Below are 26021 nucleotides of genomic sequence, written 5' to 3'. Positions count from 1 at the left end.
ATGTCAACCGCGATCGATGTATCGGTAAGGGAGGCCAGACTGGATGAGCGGGAGAAGGCTGTTGCTTTAACTGTGGAGGCATACCGCCAGTATGAGTCAGGCTTTGGTCCCGCGTTCTGGGAACAGTACATAAGCAATATTAAAGCGCAGTGGGAGCGCACGGAACCTACTTGGCGTCTTGTCGCCGAGCAGGAGGATAAGCTCGTAGGGGCGGCGCTTTTGTACCCGCCTCAAGAGGGGTTGTATGAAAAGCTGAGCGAGACGATTCCGTATCCGGAAATCCGCCTGCTCGGCGTACATCCTTCTGCGAGAAGCAAAGGCGTTGCTACCTCGCTGCTCGCAGAATGTGCCCGGCGTGCCAAACAAGGAGGGTACTCTTATCTTGGCTTGCACACGTCGAGCCGCATGCCCGACGCCGTACGGCTATATCTGAGGCTGGGCTTCGAGCGCGAGCCCCTGTACGATTTCTTCGCAGCTGACCAAACGACGGTGGTTGAAGCCTATCGTTTGGCGCTGGCTACAGTCCAAACTTCATAAATAAATAGGAGGATGTATCTATGAAATTATTGAAATCGACGAGCTTTATCCTGGCTTCCGCGTTGCTATTCGCAGGTTGCGGAGCTAAAGAAGAAAAGGCAGCCTCTCCAGCAGCAGGCGGGGCTTCACCAGCAGCCTCACCGGCAGCAGCACCAGCCGCCGCAGCGCCACAGAAGGTGAAAAAAATTGTGGTCGGTACGAGCGGCACCTTTAAAGACGTGACGTTCCTCGATGATAAGGGCGTTTTAACCGGCTATGATATCGAATTGACGAAGGAAATTGATAAGCGTCTGCCTGACTATGAGTTTGAATTTAAAACGATGGAATTCGCCAATATCCTCCTGAGCCTGGAAGCGGGTAAAGTCGATCTGGCCGTAAATCAATACGAAGTGAACAGCGAACGGCAAGCCAAGTTTTTGTTCAACGACGAAGCCTATAACGTATGGCCGAGCAAAGTCGTTGTGAATAAAGACAACAACACGGTGAATTCGATTGAAGACCTTAAGGGTAAAAAAGTGATCACCTCTCCGGGGAGCAATGGCGCCGTCTGGCTGCAGGATTACAATAAGAGCAAAGGAAACCCCTTTGAACTGGTCTTCTCCGGCAGCGGCGGAACGAATGATGTGATTAATCAGATAAAAACAGGCCGTGTAGACGCAACCATATCGACGCCGTTCCAAGTAGCAGGCCGCAATAAAGATGCGGATGCGCAGCAAAAAGTTGTTGGCCCAGTCCTTTACACATCCAAGATTTACTATGTGCTGCGCAAAGACGAAACGGATCTGAAAAGCAAGATCGATGAGGCGATAAAAGAAATTAAAAAAGACGGCACATTAGCAAGCCTCAGCAAAAAATGGTTAGGTGAAGATTTCACCGTGACACAATAATGGGAAAAGCGTTTGATTTTTCACTGATTTGGGTGTACTTGCCGAAGCTGCTGTCTTACTTGCATGTCACGTTGTTCATTGTACTGGCCTCCGTTGTATGCGGCGTACTGCTTGGCCTCGTTATTGCACTGCCAAGGCTATACCGGATCCCCCTCCTTAATCGGCTCGTAATTATTTATATTTCTTATACAAGAGGCACGCCTATACTGATTCAGCTTTTTCTTGTCTATTACGGTGTGCCGGAACTGCTTAAAGCCGTCGGAATTGATGTAAGCGATGTTCAGCCCTTGGTCTTTGTCATCCTCACTTATGCGCTTCATTTCGCAGCCTATTTCTCTGAAATTGTCCGCTCTTCGGTCAACGCCATAGATCGCGGGCAGGCGGAAGCCGGCTATTCGATCGGCATGAGCGGCTACGCCGTGCTGACGAGAATCGTTTTGCCTCAGGCGTGGAGAGTAGCACTGCCGAATGTGGCCAATCTGACGATCGGCACACTGAAGGATACCTCGCTTGCTTACACGCTGGGCGTTATGGATCTGGTGGGGCGAGCGGAGATGCTGGGTACGACCTATCATTTCCTTGAAATCTGGATCGCATTGTCGATTATTTACTATGTCGTCGTCCTATTCATGGAATTTTTGTACCATCGTTTCGAGCGCAGGGTTCAACGTTTTGAGCAAGCTGTCACGGCTTTTGATTAAAGGAAAAGGAGGAGGCGGCCATTCATATCGATTTCACGTTTATGTTTGAAGCTTTTAGAGCCATGTTGAAGGCATTGCCGCTAACGCTGGTTATCTCGATTGTCCCCTTGTTTTCGGGGTTCATTGTCGGTGTGATTGTCGCTTTTATCCGCATGTACAGAATTAAATATATTCACCGCTTGGCGCAGTTTTATGTTTCCTTCTTCAGGGGCACGCCGCTTCTGCTGCATATTATGCTTGTTTATTTTGCTATTCCCATGATCTTTGATTACCTCGCAGTCCGATATGGCTGGAGTGTGCGCTCGAGTGTGATCCCGCTCATCCTGTTCATTTTCGTGGCGTTCACGTTGAACATCGGCGCCTATATGTCGGAAACCATCCGCTCGGGTATTTTGTCCGTTTCCAAAGGCCAGCTCGAAGCCGGCTACTCGGTTGGCATGACAACCTGGCAGGGGATGAGGCGTATTGTACTTCCCCAAGCGCTGCACGTAAGCCTTCCGAACCTGCTGAGCAAATTCATCGGTTTGCTGCATGGCTCTTCGCTTGCTTTTATGATATCGCTGCAGGAATTGAACGGCACTGCGCACATCGTAGCGATGAGGAATTGGAAGTATCTTGAAGCCTACATCGCAGCAGCTGTGATTTACTGGATTTTAACCATTTTGGCCGAAAATATCTCCACTTTATTGGAAAAACGTTTAAATACCTACAATCGCAATGGTGTCGTCTAAGCAAGATCCCGGCATTTCGCAAAGGTGTATTGAATTGTTGAATCGATGTATAGAAGAACTCTATTAGACGAGAGCTTAAAAAGGATGATAAGGTTAGATCAGGTTAAATTCTTAGTAATTACATCGGAATTATATGTTTAAAAGAGATCGCGCAGGGAAAGGAGGCCCCTCATGATTCATTTATCCAATATTACCAAATCGTTCGGTCGCAACCAGGTGCTCAAAGGTATCAATCTTACGGTTAACAAAGGCGAAGTCGTCGCCATCTTGGGGCCGAGCGGTTCAGGGAAAACGACACTGCTTCGATGCTTGAATTATTTGGAAAAGCCGAATGACGGCGCGATCATGATTGATAATTTTAGCGTGGACTGCAAAAAAGCAACCAAAAAGGACATTCACCAGCTGCGCCTTAAGACGGCGATGGTGTTTCAACAATACAATTTGTTCCGCCACAAGACAGCGCTTGAGAACGTGATGGAAGGATTGCTGATTGTCAAAAAGGTTCCCAAAGAAGAAGCTCGGAGAATTAGCGTTGAACTCCTGCAAAAGGTCGGCCTTGGGGAAAAGCTGGATGCCTATCCCTCTCAACTGTCCGGCGGACAGCAGCAGCGAGTCGGCATAGCAAGAGCATTAGCGCTAAATCCTGAAGTTATTTTATTCGATGAGCCGACGTCGGCACTAGATCCTGAACTTGTTGGCGAAGTGCTCGCTGTCATACGGAAGATTGCCAAAGAAGGCATTACGATGATTATTGTTACCCATGAAATGACGTTTGCGCAGGATGTCGCTTCTCACGTGGTTTTTATGGACGAAGGCGCCATCGTTGAGGAAGGGAAGCCGAACGAGCTGTTTAACCGTCCCAAAGAAGAGCGGACCAAACAGTTTCTGAGCCGCATTCGTCCAGAACTCTCATATTCCATCTAGGAGGCACCCCTATGACGATATCGATAGGCATATTGGATCAAAGTCCGATCTACCCCGGGAGTACAGCGTCTGAAGCGCTTGCCCAAACCATTCGGTTAGCTCAAAAAGCGGAGGAGCTCGGCTTCCAACGATTTTGGGTGTCGGAGCATCACGATTCCGAATCTCTCGCCGGATCTTCGCCGGAAGTGCTGATCTCACACTTGTTAGCTAAAACAGAGCGAATCCGCATCGGATCAGGCGGCATCATGCTGCAGCACTACAGCCCTTATAAAGTTGCTGAGAATTTCAATGTATTGGCTTCCCTTGCACCGGGAAGAGTCGATTTGGGCGTCGGGAGAGCGCCGGGCGGCTTGCCTCGCAGCACACAGGCGCTGCAGCGTGGCGTGACGGAACCGCAGACGCTGACGGAAAAGCTTATAGAGCTTGAGGCGTACGTGAACAACCAAGTTCCGGAAAGTCATCCGCTGTATGGGATTAAAGTATCGCCTGTTGCCGGCATTCCGGCTGATGTTTACTTGCTTGGAGCGAGCCTCGATAGCGCACAGCTTGCCGCTTCGTTGGGCCTTCCCTATGTTTTTTCCTTATCGATTAACGGGGACAGATCAGCCGCAATTGAAGCTATACAGGTGTATAAATCAAACTTTCAGCGAAAGTCCAATCGATCACCGCAGGCTATACTTGCTTTGTCCGTCATTGTGGCCGACACAGATCAAGCAGCACATGAGCTTGCTTTCGAGCAGAAGCACTACAAAGTGTATTTGGCCAGCGGTAAGAAAGCGACGGTAGGTACGCTGGAGCAAGCGGAGGAATTCGGCAGACAGGCGAATGAGCCCTACACCATTGAAGAGAAAACGACGGAAGTCACCCGCGGTTCCAAAGAAACAGTTCGTGAACAGTTGCTGGATTTACAGCGGCTCACAGGCGTAGAGGAATTCATCGTAACAGCTAGAATCGAGGATTTCGCAGAAAGAGTTCGTTCTTACGAAAGACTGGCGGAAGCATTGAACGACGTAGAAACAATTGCGTAGGACTGCATAGTAAATGAACTATTCATTTTTTAGGAGGATAAACGATGAGTCATACTGACATTCAACCCTATTTGGATACGTATAACCAGTTACTTGGCGCTGTAGAAGGGTTAAGCCAGGAACAATTAAGCTGGAAAGAGGCTCCTGCTTCGTGGAGCGTAACGGAGGTTTTGACCCACCTGGCCGATCATAGCCTTGTCATTTCTTTCCGTATTCGTGACATTTTAGCGGGGACGACGGTTCGACTGCCTGCTTTTAACCAAGACGCTTGGGTTAGCGGACAAAAGGCCAATGACGGCGCTGCTGCCGATAATTTGACGATCTTTCATCAATTGCTCCGATATAACAGCTTGTTATTTGAGCGTTTAAACGATGAGGATTGGCAAAAGACCGGCATCAATGCCAAAGGCGACACCGTAAGTATTACGAACATTATTCAGGGCTTTACGAAGCATGTGAATAACCATCTTTCCCAAATCGATCGCATTAAACGCTCATACGCTAGCGCCAACCAGCCAGAGGTGAGCTCGCCATGAGCGAAACCTATCGCCTTGCTGAGCCCAGAGATGCCAAGAGGCTGCTGGAAATCATCTACGATGCGTATATCACGATACGCGAGCTGAAACTGCAATGGCCTGCAGCACATGCTGATTTGGCATTAGTCGAAGATAATATCGCAAAGAATGCCTGCTACGTTTTGGAAAAGGATGGACAGATTGCCGCAACTCTAACGTTATCCAAGGAGACTGGAAACAAGTGGAACAGGGAGTACCCGTTTCTCAAATGGTTTGCGGTCCATCCTGATGCGCAGGGCGGCGGACTTGGCACGAAGCTGTTGGCTTGGGTGGAGGAAGCCATCATTCGCGATGAACTGGGCGAATCGGCTGTCACCCTTGCCACAGCGGAGAAACATCCATGGCTGCTGGATATGTACGAACGAAAAGGCTATGAACGCATTGATGCTATTGACCGGGGGAATGGCGACGGCACGATGTATTTGCTGCGTAAAATCGTGAACCCTCCCTTGCATGCCGAGATCATTCGCCGGCGTCGCCAAGGAGGTCAAAAATGAAATTCGCTTTATTCAGCTTAGTGATGAATATCCGCAATGCGGTTACGGGTGAAACGCTGACAACGCAAGAGAAGTTCCAGAACATTCTCCAGCAGGCCATTTATGCAGAAAAGCTCGGATTTGACGCCTATGGGATCGGGGAAAGACACGGGCCTCCGTTTCTTTCTTCCTCACCGGCTGTGCTACTGACGGCTATTGCTGCGCACACTTCGCGCATTCGTCTGCTGACGACGGTCGCAGTGCTTAGTGTCCTCGATCCCGTTCGCGTCGCCGAAGATTATGCTACGTTGGATCATCTATCGGGAGGCCGCTTGGAGTTGATTATCGGGAAAGGCAATGACCCCCGGCATTATCCGCTATTTGGCATCAAAGAAGAAGAGCAGTGGGATTCGCTTGCTGAGAGATATGCCCTGCTCAAACGATTATGGAGTGAAGAAAATGTCAGCTGGGATGGCAAGTATCGGCCTCCATTGCGGGAAGTAACCATTTTGCCTAGACCGCTTCAATCTACAATTCCGATTTGGCATGGCAGTGCCTCGTCGCCGCTCTCCACGGAGCTGGCCGCCCAATATGGCGAACCGATTTTTTCGTCCAATACGTTTCATCCATTACCGAAGTACAAAGCGTTGATTGATCACTACCGGGAGAGATGGGCTTATTACGGACATGATCCTAAGCATGCTGTAGTTGGAGCAGGGGCAGGCACCTTATATTTAGCTAAAACAACAGAGGAAGCGATTCGGCGTTATCGTCCGTATTATGAGGCGTTTCATTCTACAGATTCCGCGAAACATAACCAATCGCCTTTTACTTCTCTGGAGGATAACTTAGCCAACGGGCCTTTGCTAGTGGGCAGTCCTGAGCGTGTTATTGAGAAAATATTGACCTATCAAGCCGCTTACGGCCATCAGGTCATGTCGATAAGTGTAGACGGCCTGACGGAAGCGGAGCAGCGCGAGCAGATGGCGTGGTTTGCTTCTGAGGTTATGCCAGTGCTTCGCAGGGAGATTGCAAGCAGTGTTTGGTCTGCTTAAATTTGGTCCGCTTAAATCTATTTATTTGACATAGGAGTGTGCACACGATGAGGAAGTTACGTTATATACCAGTCACGTTACTGCTGGCAGTTGCCATGATAGTGATGTCGGCTTGCGCAGGAGCTGGCGGCACAGGAAGCCCAACGGCCTCACCTGCAAGCTCGGCTCAAGCTGCTGGGAACGGGCAGGCGACGAGCGGAGGTGAGATTTCATTTGCTCTGGCAACCTCGCCGGATACGCTTGATCCGCATCGCAGCGGTTTAGCCGTTGCCGTTCGAGTATTCCGGACGATCTATGATAGTCTGGTTGTGCAGCTGCCGGACAACACGATTAAACCATGGCTGGCAACGGAATGGTCCATTTCGCCGGATGGTAAAAGCTACACCTTCAAGCTGCGCAAAGATGTGAAGTTTCAGGACGGGACGCCTTTTAATGCAGAAGCCGTGAAATACAGCTATGATCGTATTCTCGATCCAGCCACGAAAGCAGCTAATGCTTCCGCTTTGCTTAAGCCTTACAAATCGTCGGAAGTCATTGACGAGTATACGATTAAGATCAATCTGGAGTCACCGTCCGTAGCTTTCCTCGGTAACTTAAGCCAGGCGATGCTAGGCATCGTATCTCCAACAGCAGCCAAGAAATATGGTGATCAATTCGGTAAAAATCCCGTGGGAACCGGGCCCTTCAAATTCGTCAAATGGGATGACAATTCTGAAATTAAAGTCGAGCGCAATCCGGATTATAACTGGGCACCTGCGTTGGTTGACAATAAAGGCAAAGCCTATCTGGACGCGATTACGTTTAAAATAATTCCCGAAGAAGCGACACGGCTAGGCAGTGTGCAGAGCGGGCAGGTCACGGCGGCAGAAACGGTGCCACCGCAAAATATCGTGGCGCTGAAAAACGATGCCAAGCTTCAGCTGCTGCAAGTGAATACAAGCGGCTTGCCGTACACGCTCTTTTTTAACCAAAGCAGAGCTCCTTGGAATGATGTGAAGGCACGCCAGGCTGTGCAATCCGCCATTGATGTTGATTCCATTGTCAAAACGTTATACCTGGGCACCTATCAACGTGCGTGGTCCCCTTTGACACCTACGATTTTCGGTTACGATGCTTCACTTGAAAATAAGATAAAACCGGATCTGGACAAAGCGAACCGCCTGTTTGATGAATTGGGCTGGGTGAAAGGGACTGACGGCGTACGTGAGAAAGACGGTAAAAAACTGACGCTGCATTATGTAGACGGTTCGCCGAACCGGGAGAAGCGCAATGATATTGCCGCCATCATCCAGCAGCAGCTGAAGAAAGTCGGCGTATCCGTCGAAGTTGAAATTACGAAGGACGTTCAAAGTGTCATTTATACCGCTCAAGCCTATGATCTCTACGGTAACAGCCAAGTGAATTCCGATCCAGTAGCCTTGAATTCGTTCTACCATACAACAGCGCCGAATGCCCGCCCATCCCTTTCTCATTTATCGGATCCGGCTATCGATAAGCTGCTCGAACAAGGCGTTGTGGAAGCGGATGAGGCTAAGCGTAAGGAAATTTACAAAAATGTACAGAACTATATCATTGACAATGCGGTCATTATTCCGGTTTACATTTTCCCCTACACCGTTGCTGTCTCGAAAAATGTTAGTGGCATCAAATTTGATTCATTAGGCTACCCACTGTTCAATGACGCGTCTATCCTCAAAAAATAAGGAGGCCGTTCAGATGGTTAACGCAATCATCGTAAGATTCATCAGCTCGTTAGGCGTTATTGTGGGTTCTTCGGTTTTGGTGTTTTGTGTGCTTTATGTACTGCCTGGCGATGTGGTGATGAACATCATTGATCCGAGTACGATGAGTCCAGAAGCGATTGCGAATTTACGCCATCAGCTTGGGGTAGATCGGCCGTTTTTGGAGCAGTTTACGACCTATTTCAGCCATGTGCTTGTTGGCGATTTTGGTAAATCGCTGGTAAACTCAGAGCCTGTTCTGCCCAAAATCATGATGCACTTCCCGGCGACACTGGCACTAACAGCCGCAGCATCGCTGGTCTCTGTTACAGTTGGGCTTGTACTTGGGGTCTTATCGGCGATTCATCGCAATAAACCCATTGATATCATCGCCAGAATTGTCGGGTTGTTCGGTATTTCCATGCCGACTTTCTGGTCAGGAATTTTGCTTATTCTCATCTTTTCGGTGTATCTTGGTTGGCTGCCTGCGCTCGGCTCCAACGGCTGGCAGACGCTGGTTCTGCCGGCAGTGACTTTGGGCATGCTGGGAGCGGGTTTTATTGTTCGTATGGTGAGAAATGCCATGCTGGAAGTGCTTGGAGAAGCGTTTATTACAACGCTTCGCGCCAAGGGCCTGCTCGAGCGCTCGGTCATGTACCGCCACGCGCTGCGCAATGCCTTGATTCCTGCCGTTACGATGTTGGGGATTCTTCTTGGCGAGATGTTGGCTGGCACGGTTGTCATTGAGACGGTGTTCTCGCGTCAAGGCATCGGGAGAATTATTGCGGACGCCATTATGGCCAAGGATTTACCGGTCGTGCAGGGTGTTATTTTATTCTCCGCGATGATTTACATCCTGGTGAATCTTCTTGTCGATATCTCTTATGCCTATATAGACCCTCGGGTTAGACGTTTTCAAAATTAAGCTTATGCTTACGAAGTCAGTTTTTTAACGAAAACTTTAAGGAGGATGCCCAGGATGAGGGAAGCAGTTAACGCGAAGCCCTTATGGCGGGTCAAACGAACCGGTCTGACCCTTCACCGTAAGAATCTGAATCTGAGCCCTTCACGTTTCATTTTATATGCGTCAACGGTTGTCGTTGTCTTTCTCATCATTTGCGCTATTGTGCCCGGGTGGATTGCCCCATACGTACCGACTGACATGCAAGCAGATCAAATCTTGCTTCCTCCGGGTGGCGTCCATGTGTTGGGGACGGATTATTTTGGCCGGGATGTGTTCAGTCTTATTGTGTACGGCGCCAGGGAATCTCTGTTTATCGGTTTTGCTTCTGTTATTGTTGGCGGGCTGCTGGGAGGGCTAATCGGCGCTTACGCGGGATATTTCGGAGGATGGACGGACCGTGTGCTGATGCGGCTTAATGATATCGTCATGACAGTTCCCAGCGTATTGTTGGCGCTAGCGATTGCTGCGGCGCTCGGCCCTGGGCTTTGGAATATTGTTCTCGCTGTTGCATTAGCCGCAGTTCCTAACTATGCGCGTGTCATGCGGGGGCAGATCTTGAGTGTGAAAAATCGTCCGTTCATTACCGCTTCCCGATCCATCGGGGCGACACAGCTTTCCTTATTCATGAAGCATGTGCTGCCGAATTCGTTATCTCCTCTGCTGGTTATGGCGGCTATAGGTGTGGGAACCTCGATATTGACCGGGTCCGGTCTCAGTTTTCTGGGGCTTGGCGTGCTAAAAGAAATACCGGATTGGGGCGCTCTGCTTTCCCAAGGCAGGGGTTATTTAACCGTAGCTTGGTGGATTTGTACGTTTCCGGGATTGGCCATTACTTTGTTCGTATTGTCTATCAATGTCCTCGGCGATGAACTGCGCGATACGCTTGATCCCAAGAAACGGCCATCATAGGGGGGAACAGGGGATGGGTGCACAGTTATCAGTAGATCAACTTGGTGTAGAGTTTGCTGTAAATCGAAATGTGATGCAGGCTATCAGCGATATCAGTTTTTCCATTCAGCCGGGTGAGATTGTTTGTCTCGTCGGTGAATCTGGCAGTGGGAAGTCCGTTACGTCCAAAGCGATCATGCGCTTAATTGAACATGAGAACGGGTCGATTACGTCAGGCACGATCAAGCTTGGCGATGTCGATGTCACTACGCTTTCGCAGCAAAAACTGCGTTCTTTGCGGGGGAAGAGAATTGCCATGGTGTTTCAGGAGCCGATGGCGGCATTTGATCCTGTTTTTACGATTGGCAGCCAAATCATCGAGACAATTAGGCGCCATGATCGTCATATCACGGTCCGAGAGGCAGAGGACGAGGCTGTTCGGCTGCTTCAGCGAGTAGGCATTCCAGAGCCGAAGCTTCGACTCAAGCAATATCCGGGCGAGCTGTCCGGAGGGATGCTCCAACGGGCCATGATCGCGATGGCTCTAAGCGGTAAACCGGAATTGCTGATCGCAGACGAGCCGACAACCGCTCTGGACGTCACGATTCAGGCGCAGATTTTGCAGCTCCTGCAAGAGCTGAGGAGCGAGTTCAATATGTCCATCCTGCTGATCACCCACGATCTTGGGGTTGCAGCAGAGATGGCAGACCGAATCATTGTCATGTATGCCGGTCAAATCGTCGAGCAATCGACAGCAGTGGAACTATTCACTCAGCCACGGCATCCGTATACGCTGGGGCTATTACGCTCAATTACGACACTGGACAGTGATCGCGCTCAGCCGCTTTATGCCATCCCCGGTTCGATACCCGGTATGAACAATCTTCCAACGGGATGTCGTTTTCATCCTCGCTGTGCCTATGCGACAGAGCTGTGCGCCCGTGAGGCGCCGGCGTTGGAAGATCGAGGCGGCCGACAATCCGCTTGCTGGCATGCTGATCTCCTGCCGGAACTGCTAGATGCCCGGGTACCGGAGCGGGTTACTGAGCTGGAAATTCGCGAGCGCTCTACGCAGAATGAAATGAGCTCGAAGCAGGATACTGTACCGAAGGATGTACCGCTCATTGAGCTGCACCATGTTACGAAACATTATCCTGTGAAGAGCTCTTTCCTTTCAAGGGATCGCCAATGGATTCAAGCTGTCGATGATGTATCCTTCACGATTCGAAAAGGCGAAACGTTCGGTCTGGTCGGCGAATCGGGAAGCGGTAAGTCGACGCTTGGGCGGATGCTGCTTCATTTGGAGAAGCCTACCTCCGGTACTGTCTTATTTGAGAATCAGGACCTGGGCGCATTATCAGGTTCCCTACTACGTCAACAACGGAAGAATATGCAGATGATCTTCCAAGATCCGCATGGCTCCGTCGACCCCCGGTGGAAGGTAGGGGATATTATCGGCGAACCATTCGCGGTTCATGGTGTGCGGAAGGGGAAGGAAAGAAGAGAAGCCGTAGAGTCATTGCTGCACCTTGTGGGACTTGATGCAAGTGCTTATGAGCGCTATCCGCATGAGTTCTCCGGCGGACAACGCCAGCGCATCGGCATTGCGAGAGCGATTGCTCTTGGGCCTAAATTCTTATTGGCGGACGAAGCGGTTTCGGCCCTTGATGTATCCGTTCAAGCGCAGATTATTAATCTGCTGCAACAACTGCGCAAGCAGCTAGACCTTACGATGCTTTTTATCGGCCATGGCCTGCATGTTGTCCGGTATGTCTCTGACCGTATCGGCGTCATGTATTTAGGCAAGCTGATTGAAATTGCGCCAAGCGAGCAATTGTTCCGCCATCCGGCACATCCCTACACAAGGGCGCTGGTGGCTTCCATCCCGGCTCCCGATCCGCTTCGGCAGCGCTCGTTCAAAGCCATTGAGGGGGAAATTCCGTCACCGGCCAGTCCCCCGTCAGGCTGCAGGTTCCGCACGAGGTGCCCGGCGGCGACCGCAAGATGTGCTGCTGAAGAACCGTTGTTTCGCGAAATAAGCCAAGAACATTACGTGGCCTGCCACGATCCATTGTTATAAATATGTAAATTCCGATTGACATACTTGGTATTTATCGGTAAAGTATAGAATAATTCAATAGCTGTCAACCGGGCAGCCGGAGACCTGTGAAGCCTTGATCTGTATGTTTGTCAGATGAAGGGCTCGGAGGTCTTTTTGTGCTTGGATGCTGACTCATCTTATTCTATTTGATCTGGGGTACCGCGTATGAATATTGAAAACATTGAGGCATTTGTTTATGTGTATCACTACGGAAGTTTTAATAAAGTAGCGGAAGTATTGTTCTTGTCGCAACCCTCGGTTACTGCCCGCATTCAATCACTCGAACGCGAGTTGGACATTCGGCTGTTCGACCGTTTGGGCAAGCAAGTACAGCTCACGGAGAAAGGCAGGCAGTTTTTACCTTATGCCCAGCAGCTGCTGCAAGTGTATCAGAAAGGCAAGCAGCACATCCAGCGCCAGCGGACGGATCCACAGGAGCTTCGATTGGGCTGCACGGTGTCTGCCTCCAACTATATGCTGCCGGAATTGCTGCCTAAGCTGAAACGTCAGTTTCCGGGACTTCAAATCAAATTAACAACAGCGGGGACCGACGAAATCATGTCCAAAGTTCTGAATAAAGAGCTGGATATCGGTTTCGTCCGGAATATTAGCCATCCTAATTTGCATTCGGTCAAGTATTACGAAGATCCTATCCGGTTATATGCCTATGCGGACCATCCGCTTGTAGGTCAAAAAGAGGTGCCTCTTGATTTGATCCTCGACCATCCCTTCGTGTTTTTCGAATGCGGATCGCTCGATTGGCTGCGAATTCACAGGCTATTTCAAAGTTTGGATAAACCTCCGGCCATCGAAATCCAGACCGATAACGCAGAGACGGCCAAGAAGCTTGTTTTGAACAAAGCAGGCCTCTGTTTCCTCCCGGGTCTATGCGTCGATAAGGAAGTGCGCGAGCAGCTTCTGCATCCTGTAGATTTAGCTGGGGTAGCGAGCGTCGCTCTACAGACGAATTTAATCAGTTTGAATGGCGAGCAGTCGGAGATTCTGCAGTTTTTTCTGGCGAATCGAAGCGGGCACGAAAGATAAACAATCAGGAGGAAACATCATGGCGGAAGTTAGTATCAACAAACCACATATATTTCAACAAAAACTGGTGGATATCCGGCGTCACCTTCATCAGTTTCCGGAGCTGTCCCATGAGGAGTTCGAGACAACGGCGTTTATCCGAACGACGCTGGAGGCCGCCGATATCCGTATTGCCTCCGAATTCAATCTGGAAACGGGCTTGATTGCCGAGGTAGGCGGACTGCACGGGGGGCCAGTTGTGGCGCTGCGTGCCGATATCGATGCGCTGCCGATTCAAGAGGAGACAGGACTCAGCTTCGCTTCTAAATATGGGGGCAAAATGCATGCATGCGGCCATGATTTTCACACCGCCGCTTTAATAGGCGCAGCATTACTTCTAAAAGAGAGAGAACACGAGCTCGCTGGGAGCGTTCGGTTGGTGTTTCAACCGGCGGAAGAAAAGGCCGCGGGTGCTCAAAAGGTGATCAGAGCCGGCGCGCTGAAAGGCGTTCGTGCGATCTATGGCATGCACAATAAGCCAGATTTGCCTGTAGGCACTATCGGGATTCGCCCGGGTGCACTGATGGCTGCTGCCGACGGTTTTCTCGTCGAACTGGAAGGTGTTGGATCGCATGCTGCCGTGCCGGAAGCTAGCGTAGATCCGGTCGTAGCGGCGGCTTATCTGGTCACGGCTCTCCAGTCAATTGTCAGCCGCAATGTAAGTCCCCTCGAAAGCGCGGTTGTCAGCGTAACGCGACTGCATACGGGGACCGCCTGGAACATCATACCGGAGAAAGCGATCTTGGACGGTACGGTGCGAACGTTCGACGCTGAGGTCCGTACCCGAGTCAAGCAGCGCTTCAGTGAAATTGTGACAGGCATCGCTTCGGCGTATGGGGTCAAAGCATCGCTGCGCTGGCTGCAGGGACCACCGTCCGTGCACAACGATGAGGCGCTTGCCGAAGCGGCTGGCAAGGTGGCTAAGCGGCTTGGTTTTGAGGTCACGACACCAACGCCCTCACCGGCAGGGGAAGATTTTGCTTTTTACCAGCAGGATATACCGGGATTTTTTGCCTTTATGGGAACATCCGGACCTCGGGAATGGCACCATCCTGCTTTTGATATCGATGAACGGGCTTTGTCCGTTTCGGCCTTGTTTTTTACCGAATTGGCAGTCGATGAGCTGAACCGGTTCGCCGCGGAGGGGTAGGCCCTGGAGGCCTTGGAGGAGGTCAGGCATGAAAAATTCGTTTGAAGTGATCGTTGTCGGAGCCGGGTCCATGGGCATGAGCGCAGGTTATTATCTGGCCAGGCGGGGAGTCCGCACCTTGATGATCGATTCGTATGATCCCCCGCACGAAAATGGAAGCCATCATGGAGAGCCGCGGTTAATCCGCCATGCCTATAGCGGGGGGAAGTCCTATATAAATTTGGCGTTGGACGCCGACCGCTTATGGAGGGAACTCGAGGATGCCAGCGGGCAAAAGCTGCTTGCTCGCTCTGGTGTGCTCAATATGGCCGATCGATCAATCGGCAAATTCATCCCCAGATTACCTGGCTGCGCAGAGGCAGGCGTTCAAGTGGAAATGCTGGATGCGGCAGAGGTTCACCGGCGCTATGCAGGCATTACGCTGCCTGAATCTTATGAAGCGATGTATGAACCGAATGCCGGATATTTGTACAGCGAGCAGTGTATTGCCGCTTATCGCAAGTTGGCTTTGGCCGAAGGCGCCATGCTGCTGCCCTATAATCCGGTTCAGCATATTCAGGCGGATGGAGCAGGTGTCCGTGTACGTACACGAGCTGGAGAATTTTCAGCGGATCAACTGATCATAACCGCCGGAGCCTGGTTCAAGCATTTAGAACCATTCGTGACATTGCCGATTCGGGCTGTTCGCAAAACGGTGGGGTGGTTTCGAACTGAGCCTCAATTTTACGATGCAGGCATATTTCCGGGATTTACGCTCGAAACGCAAAAGGGAGGTTATTACGGCTTTCCGAATATTAACGGTGCGGGTATCAAAATCGGCCGCCATGACGGGGGATTACCTTGGTCTCCAGGGGAGCAGGTTGCGCCATTCGGACATCTTGAGGAGGATGAAGGGGATTTGCGCCGCACTTTATCCGCTTTCCTGCCGCAGTCAGCAGGGGAGCTGCTGCAAAGTGCAGTCTGCAAATACGAGTTAACTCCGGATGAGCATTTCATCATTGACCGCCATCCGCTTTATGCCAATGTTTATCTGGCTGGCGGGTTCTCAGGGCATGGTTTCAAATTTGCAAGTGCGGTCGGTTCACTGCTTGCCGATCTTGTTCAACAAGTGCCAACCACGGTGGATCTGAGTACTTTTTCACTGTCACGTTTTAATCACATGAAATCTTAGGAGGAAGAGACATGAGCAAGAAAAAAATAAAGTTAGGTGCCATCCTTCACGGTGTTGGAGGAAATATATCGGGATGGAGACACCCGGATGCCATTACAGATGCCAGTGTGAATTTTGAGCTCTATAAAAAATGGACGCTCAAAGCGGAAGAAGGCAAGTTTGACTTCGTCTTCATTGCTGACGGTTTGTATATTACTGAGAAATCCATCCCTCATTTTCTAAATCGGTTTGAACCTATCACCATTCTAAGCGCTTTGGCCGGCATTAGCTCCAAAATTGGTCTAGTTGGGACATTGTCAACTTCTTATAGTGAACCTTTTACAGTTGCCCGGCAATTCGGCTCCCTGGATGTGATTAGCGGCGGCAGAGCGGGCTGGAATGTTGTGACGTCTCCCTTGGAGGGTTCTGCGCTTAACTATGGCAAACGGGAAGACCAGCATCCGGCTCACGCCGAGCGGTATCGGATTGCGAATGAGTATTTGGAAGTCACAACGGGACTATGGGATTCCTGGGAAGACGATGCTTTTGTGAGAGACAAAGAAAAAGGCGTATTCTTCGATCCATCGAAGCTGCACACTTTGAACCATAAGGGCGAGTTTTTCTCCGTCAAAGGTCCGCTTAATGTCGCACGCTCCAAGCAAGGGCAGCCGGTTATTTTCCAAGCAGGTGCATCCGAAGACGGTAAGAATTTCGCCGCTAAAGTAGCGAATGCCATTTTCACTGGACAGGAGACTTTGGAGGATGCCCAAAAGTATTATGCCGATGTAAAAGGACGTGCGAAAGCATTGGGGCGCAATCCTGATGAAATCGTCATTCTTCCGGGCATAGGGCCAATCGTGGGCCGAACTCAGGAAGAAGCGGAGCGTAAGTATCAGGAAATTGCGAATCTCACGTCGATCGACAAAGCACTTGATTTCCTAGGCCGCTTCTACGAGCATCACGACTTCTCGCAATATCCGCTGGATGAGCCGTTCCCTGAGCTTGGCGATCTTGGCCGCAATAGCTTCCAGAGCGCAACGGACAAAATGAAAGCATGGGCGAAAGCTGAGGGATTAACGCTTCGCCAGGTAGCCCTCCAAGTGGCCACGCCGAAGCCGACCTTCCTGGGAACGCCGGAAGTTGTCGCTGATAAATTGCAGGCATGGTTTGAAGAAGGCGGAGCCGATGGCTTCATTGTAGGCAGCGCCACACCTCAAGGCCTCGAGGACTTCGTTGAACTTGTCGTGCCGATTCTGCAGGAGCGCGGTTTGTTCCGCGAAGAGTATGAAGCGGATACGCTAAGGGGCAACCTAGGGTTACCGATACCGGAAAACCGCTATACGAAACAGAATCAAACCGCTTTGCATAGCTGATTTGAATAAGCAAGGAAAGACCGGGACTCTTGGGGGTTCCGGTTTGTTGTTGTTAGAGCGGGGCATCCGGGTAGAAATCCGCTTGCGCTGGAGTTTACTCCATGCTTTACAATGCAGGGGTGTACAAGAAGAACGAATGAGTTTAGGGAGGAAAATAAACATGACTACTGAAAATAACGATCAAGTGACACCTCAACAACCGATCCATTCTGGATTTGGCGCGCAATCAACAGCCCGGGAGGTATTGGAAGGACAAGATTTAGGCGGGAAGATCGCCATCGTGACCGGTGGGTACTCAGGCGTCGGACTTGAAACAACCCGCGCGCTAGCTGAAGCAGGGGCGACCGTCATTGTTCCGGCACGTACACCAGAGAAAGCTCGCGTTTCCGTTGCCGGCATCCCGCGGGTTGAACTGGCCGAGCTGGATCTGATAGATCCTGCATCCATAGACGCATTTGCTAAGCAGTTTCTGGACTCTGGCCGTCCACTGGATATTCTGATCAATAACGCGGGGATCATGGCTCCTCCATATGTTCTTGACAAACGCGGCTACGAATCCCAATTTGCAACTAATCATTTGGGGCACTTTCAGCTGACGCTGCGTCTTTGGCCGGCATTGAAACAGGCGGGAAGCGCGCGGGTCGTCTCCGTTTCTTCAACCGGGGTTCGCTTCGGAGGCGTTAATTTTGACGATATTCATTTCAAGCAGCAAGAGTACGATAAATGGAAAGCATACGGCCAGTCCAAGTCGGCGAATGCGCTTTTTGCCGTTGCGCTGGACAAACGGGGGAAGGCGCACGGAGTTCGCGCTTTCTCTGTGCATCCCGGCAGAATTATGACGGATTTGGTTCGGTTTATGTCAGACGAGGAGAAGGTCGCCGCAAATGGGGTATTCAAAACGGCCGAGCAAGGAGCCGCTACGAGTGTATGGTGTGCGACCAGTAAACAACTGAACGGGAAAGGCGGCGTCTACTGCCTGGATGTTGATATTGCCGAAGTTGTTCCGGCCAACGCTCCGCAAGGGCTGAGCCAACGCATAGAAGGCGTATTTCCTTGGGCGATCGATCCGGATTTGGCCGAGCGGCTATGGCAGGTTAGTGAGGAGATGACCCATATTAAGTTCATGGCCTGAGCTTAGGGGTCATCCAATGATTTGGAAAGAAGGAGAAGAATGGAGCCGACTTATTCAATTGCTGAGATCTCCGATAAGACCGGACTCAGTTATGATACGATACGTTATTATGAGAAAATTGGATTAATGCCTACGATTAAGCGTGGTAAAACCGGGCAGAGGGAATACGATCAGGAAGATTTGAGCCGAATTATTTTCGTGACGAAGCTAAAAAAAACTAACATGCCCCTTAAGGAAATTGAAAGGTATATGACCCTGGCAGCCAATCATGAATATGAGAGCTGCCACCGCATACTCAAGGAGCATCAACGCAAGATTGAGGCGCAGATTAATGAAATGCAAGAAGCTCTGTCTGTCATGAATTTTAAACTTACACATTATGAGGATCTTATAGAGCATCATTCCAAGCCTCGTGGATAGATAGAATTACTTAGTGGATAACGCCGATTATTCCAGCTACTTTGCGCGTCTGAGCTACTTTTGCTTAACTAACTGGACTTTCTACCGCTAATTTCAGCAAATCCGTCGATTTTGGACCGTCAGCAGTGATTTAGATAGAGTTTCTCCAGCTATCTCCTTCCTTGCACCGGATTTGCTTCGATTAGCGGTAGTTTTTCCATTTTTAAGGGAGCACTTGTGTATCCAGAGTCAGGAAGTATCATTAACGCTCCCAATAATCATTAGCTCAGATTAACGGGCGATATGATCAAATGATTGTTTCGGAACCGCATTCAAAACTGATAAGCTGTGGATGTTCCAAAATAATCCAATTAAATGTGGTGATGTGAGGAGGGATCAAACGACTTGTAAGCGATTTCAGTTGTTTATGCCAATTAAACGCGGGAGGAATTCATTTGAGAAAAAGTGTTGCAAAGGTATCGAATTACGTTCTATTGTTTGTTCTTATAATCTCTCTAATCGGAACCGGATTAGTAACTAAGGTGGCGCAAGCCTCCAGTATTTCGATCACGAATAGTGGAGGGTGGAATGAGACGGCTTTCGTTGAATGGTCACCTGTAAGCAATGCTCAAGGATATAATGTGTTTGTTAAGCAGGCAGCTGCAGCAGATTCGCAATATAAACAAATTGATACGCAACTAATCCGTAAGTACGCTGCTTATTGGAGAGCTGATGCGGTAGGGCTTGCAGCTGGAAATTACATCATGAAAGTGGAAGTTGTCCTGTCAGATGGTTCCAAAGAAAGCATTGTTTCAAATGCGATATCCGTAGCGCCGCACGACAGATCCGGTTTTGCTTTTGCCAATAACTCTCCGTTTGGTACGGGTTCAGGTGCTTATAATGAGGATGGTACACTTAAGAATGGCGCTCAAGTTCTGTATGTCACATCTACAACTGCGAAAACGGTAACCCTTGGTGTGAAAATCAATAGCGCTGGCGATTTACAAACAGGTGTTGGACTAGGTTCAATTCTGGCCCTCAGACAAAAAGGCTATGATAAAACACCGCTCGCGATCCGATTTATTGGAAAAGTTACAGCCTCTGACATGAGTGGACAACTAAACAGCAGTGGATTCCTTGAAGTAAAAGGGAAATCCAATTATTCAGAAATGAACATCACATTAGAAGGTATCGGAAAAGATGCCTATGCGTATGGATGGGGAATGCTGCTTAGATACGTCGGCAATGTAGAAGTTAGAAACCTAGGCATCATGTTATTCCCTGACGATGGTCTTTCACTTGATACAGGCAATGCCAATGTATGGCTGCATAATAATGATATTTTCTATGGAACAGCAGGAGGAGACGCTGACCAGGCAAAAGGCGATGGCTCCACGGATCTGAAAAAAGGAACAACGTATATTACAGTCGCTTATAACCATTACTGGGATTCTGGCAAAGCTGCTCTTGTCGGTTTGAGTGAGTCGTCCGAATTTTTTGTAACCTTCCACCATAACTGGTTTGATCATTCAGACTCTCGCCATCCGCGGATCAGAACGGGAACGATTCATATTTACAATAACTTTTTTGACGGCGTCTCCAAATACGGTGTTGGTGCTACAACAGGCAGCTCTGCATTTGTAGAATCCAATTATTTCAGGCATACCAAAAATCCAATGCTCATTTCCTTACAAGGAACGGATATGCATGATGGGGAAGGCACATTCTCTGGGGAACCTGGCGGTATGATTAAAGCCTACAACAACCTTATCCTTGATCCTGGCAGTATCATTTATGCGAATTCCGATAGTGGAACAGCCCCGGCCAGTGCTACGCAATTCGATGCTTACTTAGCTTCAACAAGAAATCAAACCGTTCCAAATACATTCAAAACAGTATCAGGCGGTACAGCTTATAATAATTTTGATACTACAATTGATACGGGTGTGATTGCCTCTAACGTTGATGCTGTAGGCACTGTTGAGCAAGTTGTTACGACAGAAGCCGGCCGCCTTGGTAGTGGAGATTTTACATGGGAGTTCAATGATTCCGTTGATGACACGTCCTCTATCCTGAATACAGCACTGATGTCTAAAATACAAAGTTACACGACCCAGCTTGTATCTGTAGGCGGTAATTCCACTGGATCAACACCGACGCCAACGCCGACACCACCGACGGCAACACCAACGGCAACACCAACGGCAACACCAACGGCAACGCCAACGCCTCCGACATCAACGCCAACACCGCCGGTACAAACACCACCGCCTGCATCGACAATTGTCCATAACTTCACGACAGATGGAAAAACAAGCAGCTTTTTCAATATCCAAGGGAACCTCTCCACTTCCAAGGGAACCGTGGTATATAACGGTTTAACATTAACGCAATGTTTAAAAATCGAGTCTGCCACGAGTATTGGGTTCACTTCAATAACAGCTGCAACATTAACTTTAGTTTTGAATACGGCAGATGGAACAAAAATCAACATAGACGGAACAAGCTATGCGCTTGCAAATGGCACTGTCAGCGTATCGCTTGCGCCTGGCGCACATACCATCACTAAGGATGACGTTACGAATCTTTATTACATGAAACTAGAATAGAAATAGATGGCTGCACTCTCGTTCAGGAACTATGATCCCGTCATAGTTCCTTTTTTTTGTGGTAAAATATAGGTTAAGGAGTGATGGAAATGGCGCGTGTGTTATTTATTAATGGCGGCTCAGAGGGACATATCAATCCAACTATTGGCGTAGTGCAAGAACTGATTTCACGTGGGGAAGAGGTTGTGTACTTTTGTATCGAGGCTTATCGGGAGCGCATAGAAAAGACGGGAGCTTCCGTACGAACATTTGACGATCAGAAATTTATCAAAGCTTTTATCTCCGGCGGGCGAGATTATTTGCTTGAGAGAATCAACGGTCTTTTGCTTACGGCAGATATCGTGATTCCTAGTGTTCTTGAGCAGATTGAAAATGAGCATTTTGATTACATCATTCATGATTCGATGTTTGGTTGCGGCCATTTGCTTGCGCAAATTCTTAAGCTTCCGGCAATCAACTCTTGTACTTCTTTTGCACAGACGAAAGGCTCATTTGATCAATTAGTGGAACAAATTTCTGCGAGAATCCCTACAGAAACACTTAAAGCTATCGATGATAAATTTCAAAGCTTAACGTCAAAATTACAGGAACAATATGCTGTGGGGATCCCTTCACGCTATGAAGTGTTTTGTAATCCTGCGCCTCTTACAATCGTTTATACAACTAGGGAGTTTCAGCCTAATGGCGCAGCGTTTGACCCTACCTTTAAATTTGTAGGTCCGTCCATCGCTTCGCGGGTGCCGCAAGAGAACTTTGACCTTGCAGCAATTGTAGGGAAGGAACCCATTTACATTTCACTGGGGACAGTTTTTAACCAAGCCATAGATTTCTATAAGCTTTGTTTTGAGGCATTGGGGAACACGGATCATACGGTTGTCATGTCTATTGGGAATAGGACACAAATGGCTGATCTGGGGGAGATCCCTCCAAACTTCATCGTGAAAAATTATGTTTCACAAACACAGTTACTGCCCTATACCAAATTATTTATTACACATGGTGGAATGAATAGTGCCCATGAAGGTCTCTATTACGGGGTTCCGCTAATTGTCATCCCACAAAGCGCCGATCAGCCGATGGTTGCCGCGCAAGTCGCCTCTGTCGGGGCAGGCATGCAATTGCAAATGCAAAGCTTGACAGCGAATCAACTGCGGGAAGCCGTAGACCATGTGTTAAGCGAACCCTCTTACAAGATTGCTGTAGCAAATACGAGGGAATCCCTCAGGCAATCAGGCGGGTACCGGCAAGCTGTTGACGAGATTTTTAAGTATAAAAGTCACAATGAATAACTGAGGAACATTAGTAAAATATCAAACCGGAGGCTGCCGCGTGCAGCCTCTTACACGCGGAACGAGTGAAATAGACTATTTAAATTTTCTTCAGAATAGGATAGTAAAAAATGAAAGGAAGGTCGAGATCGCATGAAAATGAGCGGGAATACGGTACTTATCACAGGAGGGTCATCCGGCATCGGCTTCGAATTTGCCGTGCAGCTGATAAAGCAGGGGAATACCGTCATCATAACGGGGCGGGATCAAGCGAGGCTGGATGCAGCGAAGATAAAGCTGCCAACTTTACATACGATACAAAGTGATGCTGGGGATCCTAAGGCAATTGCGGCTTTATTTGAAACGGTTGTGAAGCAATTTCCCGAGCTTAATGTGCTAATCAACAACGCAGGATTCATGCGCAGGCTTAATCTACATGATCAGGATGTTGATCTGGAGGATCTAAACCGCGAGATCGAGACGAATTTGAGCGGTCCGATCCGGATGGTGAAGCAATTTCTTACACATTTGAAAATGCAAGAGTCGGCTGCGATCCTGAACGTATCGTCTGGCCTCGCCTTTGTCCCACTGCCGATTTCGCCGGTGTATTGCGCAGCAAAAGCAGGAATTCACTCTTTTACACAGTCGCTGAGAGTACAGCTCAAAAACACAAGGGTAAAAGTGTTCGAACTAGCGCCTCCTCTGACGGATACTCCGCTCGTAGATTCGTTCGACCCGGCGGATCTGGCGGGATCGAAGGCGATGAACGTCTCCATCATGGTGGGCGCTGCGATTCGGGGGATGGAGCAGGATAACTTCGAAATCCGCCCTGGGCAAAGCAACGCTTTGAAGCTTATGAATCGAATCGCACCAAAGTTTATATTCAGCCAGCTCAGCAAATCGGCGGACAAGATGTTAAGTGAGCAAAATTAATTATAAATTAATTATATTATTTTTTAAAAAATGACTGGGAATTATAGTGTATGATTTATAGTTAAATTGTAATGAGTAACTTGATATAACTATTTTCATTAGTTATAATGCTATAATAAGGATCGGAAGTTCAACAAAGGAGTAACAACCATGGCACCAAGAAACAGTATTAACTTGAACAACATTTTGAAAGCGGCAGCGGAAATCGTGGATACGAGCGGTGTTGAAGAATTGACATTAACGGCACTTGCTCAAAAGCTGGATATTCGCTCCCCTTCCCTGTACAACCATTTCAATGGTCTCGTAGGGATTCGGAAATTGCTTTCTGTTTACGGATTGGAGCAGCTACTCAATGTTCTGATACGCGCTGCGATCGGTCGCTCCGGTGACGAAGCGATTCATGAGATGGCGAAAGCATATGTGAAATTCGCAAGGTCGCATCCTGGTTTATATGAAGTGACGCTGCAAGCTGCGGACCCGCAAGACGCTGAAGTGGTTAAAGTCGGCCAGGAAATCGTCGATCTCGTGACTCAAGTATTGAAAGCGTATCAACTTGAAGAGTTGGATGCCATCCATATGGCACGAGCGCTGCGGAGCATCTTGCATGGTTTTGCTTCGCTGGAGCAGAAGGGCGGCTTCGGCCTTCCCTATGATCTGGACGATAGTTTACAAATGATTATCGATACGTTCTTGGCCGGTTTGCATGCGCGCTATCCAAGCGCTGCTCTGAAAGCGAGATAAAAACAACCCCCGCATCCACCCTCTCGGAGTGGTGTGGGGGTTGTTTGGTTTTTAATGAACGATTGCAGATGCTTTGGCATTGACTTCAGGATCGGCTTCCAACTTTTCTTTGCTCATCGCTATGGCTGACAAAACGGTAAGCAGTGCTGGAATCAAAGCCCAGCCAAATGTAAGCACAATGGAAGAAGACAATGCTTGGGTGATGGTATCAAGTACCGAAGCGGGAATGTTCATTCGGACAGCAGGATCAAGAAGAGCGTGCGGATCGGTAAGCGCCATCCCTTGCGGGAGCTGGTCTTTGACGGCAGCACTCGATGCCAGCTTGTTCATGAAAGATTGGCTTTGAATGATGCCGAAAATCGTAATGCCTACCGTCATGCCGAGCGAACGGAGGAAAGTTAGCGTTGAACTGGCCGAACCGCGTTGGTTGGCTTCAATTCCGTGAATCGATGCATTTCCTAGGACAGAGAATGAAAATCCGATACCTAGCCCAACAATGATCATGTATGTCGTAACGAGAAGCTGGGAGGAACCTGAAGAAAGCGTGGTTAATAAATAGATGCCGGCTGCAAACATAATCGAAGCTGGTATCATGATAGCCCGGTAACTGAATTTACTCATCAAAAAGCCACCGATGGTTGCCGTAACAACGGTTCCCAGCATCATAGGAAGCAGAACCAGTCCCGAGTTTGTGGCGGAGCCCCCGAGCACGCCTTGAATGAAGATCGGAGTATAAACCGACGTGATGACGAAGGCTGCCCCACCGAATATCGCGGTTGCATTACTCATGGCGTATAATCTCTTTTTAAACATGGCGAAGGGAATAATTGGCTCTGCGGCGCGCGTTTCGGCAATCAGGAATAAGACGGTCAGGATACCGAAACCTCCAAACAAGCCAATAATCAGCCCCGAATTCGTACCAAGCGGCCTCCCGGTAAGTTCTAAACCGAACATTAGACACACGATTGCTCCGACTAAAGTCAGCGCTCCCCACCAGTCGATCTTCTGTTTAGAATGCTCATGAGATTCTTGGTAGAATAGGGCGACAAAAAGAAGCGCAAGGAATCCGATCGGGAGATTGATGTAAAATACCCAATGCCAGTTAATGTGATCCGTAATGAAGGCGCCGATCAAAGGGCCAAAGATGCTGGCAATTCCGAATACAGCGCCGAATAAGCCGCCAAGCTTTCCTCGATTTTCCGCAGGAACGACATCATACATAATCGTGAAAGCAATGGGGATGATAGCGCCACCGCTAATTCCCTGAATAGCGCGATAAATGCTAAGCTGAATCATGGATTGTGCAGTTCCACAGAGAATGGATCCGATTATAAAGACAATGATGCCGAATACAAAAAACTTCTTACGACCGTACATATCGGAAAGTTTACCGAAGATTGGCATCCCTGCCATTTCAGAAATCATATACGCAGATGACACCCAAACGAATTTGTCTAATCCCCCAAGATCTCCGACAATGGTTCCCATGGCGGTGGTAACAATGGTATTATCCATCGACGCCATTAGAATGCCTAATAAAAGGCCGGCGAACACAATACCCAACTTCTTATTTTTTTGTTGCAGCATGTCACGTA

Annotated in this window: 24 protein-coding genes; 23 read left to right on the top strand and 1 reads right to left on the bottom strand. The window is 49.0% G+C overall.

Translation table 11 applies throughout. The annotated features are described in order from the left end of the window. The 23 genes from ACKTT9_RS28640 (at window position 1) to ACKTT9_RS28530 (ending at window position 24426) form a co-directional block, all read left to right on the top strand. Entirely contained in the window at window positions 1-537 is a 537-nt protein-coding gene (locus tag ACKTT9_RS28640; RefSeq protein WP_407868616.1) for a GNAT family N-acetyltransferase, read from the top strand. A gap of 20 nt (window positions 538-557) precedes the next feature. Beyond that, window positions 558-1424 (top strand): transporter substrate-binding domain-containing protein, encoded by an 867-nt coding sequence (locus ACKTT9_RS28635; protein ID WP_407868615.1) that lies wholly within the window; start codon window positions 558-560, stop codon window positions 1422-1424. Next, window positions 1424-2125, top strand: a complete 702-nt coding sequence (locus tag ACKTT9_RS28630; RefSeq protein WP_407868614.1) for an amino acid ABC transporter permease — start codon at window positions 1424-1426, stop codon at window positions 2123-2125. The genes ACKTT9_RS28635 and ACKTT9_RS28630 overlap by 1 nt, the downstream gene beginning before the upstream one ends. A 62-nt stretch (window positions 2126-2187) precedes the next feature. After that, window positions 2188-2856, top strand: coding sequence for an amino acid ABC transporter permease (locus ACKTT9_RS28625; RefSeq protein WP_407868613.1), 669 nt, complete (start codon window positions 2188-2190; stop codon window positions 2854-2856). Window positions 2857-3027: 171 nt separating this feature from the next. After that, a complete protein-coding gene (locus ACKTT9_RS28620; RefSeq protein WP_407868612.1) occupies window positions 3028-3780 on the top strand; it encodes an amino acid ABC transporter ATP-binding protein in 753 nt (250 codons plus the stop codon). A gap of 11 nt (window positions 3781-3791) precedes the next feature. Then, window positions 3792-4808, top strand: a complete 1017-nt coding sequence (locus tag ACKTT9_RS28615; protein WP_407868611.1) for an LLM class flavin-dependent oxidoreductase — start codon at window positions 3792-3794, stop codon at window positions 4806-4808. A gap of 44 nt (window positions 4809-4852) precedes the next feature. Next, a complete protein-coding gene (locus ACKTT9_RS28610) occupies window positions 4853-5344 on the top strand; it encodes a DinB family protein (protein WP_407868610.1) in 492 nt (163 codons plus the stop codon). Further along, window positions 5341-5880, top strand: a complete 540-nt coding sequence (locus ACKTT9_RS28605) for a GNAT family N-acetyltransferase (RefSeq protein ID WP_407868609.1) — start codon at window positions 5341-5343, stop codon at window positions 5878-5880. The genes ACKTT9_RS28610 and ACKTT9_RS28605 overlap by 4 nt, the downstream gene beginning before the upstream one ends. Beyond that, window positions 5877-6914 carry an LLM class flavin-dependent oxidoreductase gene (locus tag ACKTT9_RS28600; RefSeq protein ID WP_407868608.1) on the top strand — a complete coding sequence of 346 codons (1038 nt, stop codon included), beginning with the start codon at window positions 5877-5879 and terminating at the stop codon, window positions 6912-6914. Before ACKTT9_RS28605 ends, ACKTT9_RS28600 begins: the two co-directional genes overlap by 4 nt. 47 nt (window positions 6915-6961) lie before the next feature. Next, window positions 6962-8617 (top strand): ABC transporter substrate-binding protein, encoded by a 1656-nt coding sequence (locus ACKTT9_RS28595; protein ID WP_407868607.1) that lies wholly within the window; start codon window positions 6962-6964, stop codon window positions 8615-8617. A gap of 13 nt (window positions 8618-8630) precedes the next feature. Next, window positions 8631-9560 carry an ABC transporter permease gene (locus ACKTT9_RS28590; RefSeq protein WP_127458470.1) on the top strand — a complete coding sequence of 310 codons (930 nt, stop codon included), beginning with the start codon at window positions 8631-8633 and terminating at the stop codon, window positions 9558-9560. 54 nt (window positions 9561-9614) lie between these two features. Beyond that, window positions 9615-10508, top strand: coding sequence for an ABC transporter permease (locus tag ACKTT9_RS28585; protein WP_407868606.1), 894 nt, complete (start codon window positions 9615-9617; stop codon window positions 10506-10508). Window positions 10509-10521: 13 nt separating this feature from the next. Beyond that, window positions 10522-12567 (top strand): dipeptide ABC transporter ATP-binding protein, encoded by a 2046-nt coding sequence (locus tag ACKTT9_RS28580; RefSeq protein WP_407868605.1) that lies wholly within the window; start codon window positions 10522-10524, stop codon window positions 12565-12567. Between the two features lie 186 nt (window positions 12568-12753). Beyond that, complete coding sequence (locus ACKTT9_RS28575) at window positions 12754-13632, top strand: LysR family transcriptional regulator (RefSeq protein ID WP_407868604.1); 879 nt, start codon at window positions 12754-12756, stop codon at window positions 13630-13632. Window positions 13633-13651: 19 nt separating this feature from the next. Further along, a complete protein-coding gene (locus ACKTT9_RS28570; RefSeq protein ID WP_407868603.1) occupies window positions 13652-14821 on the top strand; it encodes an amidohydrolase in 1170 nt (389 codons plus the stop codon). 28 nt (window positions 14822-14849) lie between these two features. After that, window positions 14850-15992: an N-methyl-L-tryptophan oxidase gene (gene solA / locus ACKTT9_RS28565; protein WP_407868602.1), complete on the top strand. Its 1143-nt coding sequence runs from the start codon at window positions 14850-14852 to the stop codon at window positions 15990-15992. A gap of 11 nt (window positions 15993-16003) precedes the next feature. After that, window positions 16004-17344, top strand: coding sequence for an LLM class flavin-dependent oxidoreductase (locus ACKTT9_RS28560; RefSeq protein ID WP_407868601.1), 1341 nt, complete (start codon window positions 16004-16006; stop codon window positions 17342-17344). A 160-nt stretch (window positions 17345-17504) separates the two neighbouring features. Further along, window positions 17505-18476: an oxidoreductase gene (locus ACKTT9_RS28555; protein ID WP_407868600.1), complete on the top strand. Its 972-nt coding sequence runs from the start codon at window positions 17505-17507 to the stop codon at window positions 18474-18476. 39 nt (window positions 18477-18515) lie between these two features. Further along, window positions 18516-18896 (top strand): MerR family transcriptional regulator, encoded by a 381-nt coding sequence (locus tag ACKTT9_RS28550; RefSeq protein ID WP_407868599.1) that lies wholly within the window; start codon window positions 18516-18518, stop codon window positions 18894-18896. Window positions 18897-19330: 434 nt separating this feature from the next. Then, entirely contained in the window at window positions 19331-21484 is a 2154-nt protein-coding gene (locus ACKTT9_RS28545) for a pectate lyase (RefSeq protein WP_407868598.1), read from the top strand. An 89-nt stretch (window positions 21485-21573) separates the two neighbouring features. After that, window positions 21574-22773, top strand: coding sequence for a macrolide family glycosyltransferase (locus tag ACKTT9_RS28540; protein ID WP_407868597.1), 1200 nt, complete (start codon window positions 21574-21576; stop codon window positions 22771-22773). Window positions 22774-22905: 132 nt separating this feature from the next. Further along, window positions 22906-23685 carry an SDR family oxidoreductase gene (locus tag ACKTT9_RS28535; protein ID WP_407868596.1) on the top strand — a complete coding sequence of 260 codons (780 nt, stop codon included), beginning with the start codon at window positions 22906-22908 and terminating at the stop codon, window positions 23683-23685. A 150-nt stretch (window positions 23686-23835) separates the two neighbouring features. Beyond that, window positions 23836-24426 carry a TetR-like C-terminal domain-containing protein gene (locus tag ACKTT9_RS28530; protein ID WP_407868595.1) on the top strand — a complete coding sequence of 197 codons (591 nt, stop codon included), beginning with the start codon at window positions 23836-23838 and terminating at the stop codon, window positions 24424-24426. Between the two features lie 51 nt (window positions 24427-24477). On the opposite strand, the gene ACKTT9_RS28525 is transcribed toward ACKTT9_RS28530, so the two are convergent. After that, window positions 24478-26013, bottom strand: coding sequence for an MDR family MFS transporter (locus ACKTT9_RS28525; protein ID WP_407868594.1), 1536 nt, complete (start codon window positions 26011-26013; stop codon window positions 24478-24480). Window positions 26014-26021 lie beyond the last annotated feature (8 nt).

This window comes from Paenibacillus sp. P36 (assembly GCF_045866505.1).
Taxonomy (GTDB): Bacteria; Bacillota; Bacilli; order Paenibacillales; family NBRC-103111; genus Paenibacillus_E; species Paenibacillus_E chondroitinus.
This window is presented reverse-complemented; position numbering and strand designations above follow the sequence as displayed.